At 57.0% G+C, this 1,061-nt stretch carries 1 rRNA gene; it reads right to left on the bottom strand.

The features are described 5' to 3' along the window. Window positions 1–1,061: ribosomal RNA gene (locus ACZ6R6_RS49355) — 23S ribosomal RNA — on the bottom strand; the annotation flags it as partial.

Below are 1,061 nucleotides of genomic sequence, written 5' to 3' on the forward strand. Positions count from 1 at the left end.
CTCCCTACATGCTTACCCCAGGACTACCATCGCCTGGGCTGGGCTACCTTCCTGCGTCACCCCATCGCTTACCTACTACCAGATCAGGCCAGGCGTTCAGCCTCACCCACACCCCGAAGGGCGTTAGGGGCTTAAGGACCCTTAGTATCACTGGATTCAGTATTGGCGCATCGTAGCGGGTACGGGAATATCAACCCGTTGTCCATCGACTACGCCTGTCGGCCTCGCCTTAGGTCCCGACTTACCCTGGGCGGATTAGCCTGGCCCAGGAACCCTTGGTCATCCGGCGCAGAAGTTTCTCACTTCTGATTCGCTACTCATGCCTGCATTCTCACTCGCACGGCCTCCACAACTAGATCACTCTGCTGCTTCGCCGGCCGCACGACGCTCCCCTACCCATCCACACACCTAAACCACAAAGGCTCGGACACATGTGTGAATGCCACGACTTCGGCGGTGTACTTGAGCCCCGCTACATTGTCGGCGCGGAATCACTTGACCAGTGAGCTATTACGCACTCTTTCAAGGGTGGCTGCTTCTAAGCCAACCTCCTGGTTGTCACTGCGACTCCACATCCTTTCCCACTTAGCACACGCTTAGGGGCCTTAGTCGGTGGTCTGGGCTGTTTCCCTCTCGACTACGGAGCTTATCCCCCGCAGTCTCACTGCTACGCTCTCACTTACCGGCATTCGGAGTTTGGCTGACGTCAGTAACCTTGTCGGGCCCATCGGCCATCCAGTGCTCTACCTCCGGCAAGAAACACGTAACGCTGCACCTAAATGCATTTCGGGGAGAACCAGCTATCACGGAGTTTGATTGGCCTTTCACCCCTAAACACAGGTCATCCCCCAGGTTTTCAACCCTGGTGGGTTCGGTCCTCCACGCGGTCTTACCCGCGCTTCAACCTGCCCATGCCTAGATCACTCCGCTTCGGGTCTACAGCATGCGACTCAAACGCCCTATTCAGACTCGCTTTCGCTACGGCTCCCCCACACGGGTTAACCTCGCCACACACCATAACTCGCAGGCTCATTCTTCAAAAGGCACGCAGTCACATCACA

The sequence above is a fragment of the Streptosporangium sp. NPDC048886 genome, assembly GCF_055586905.1.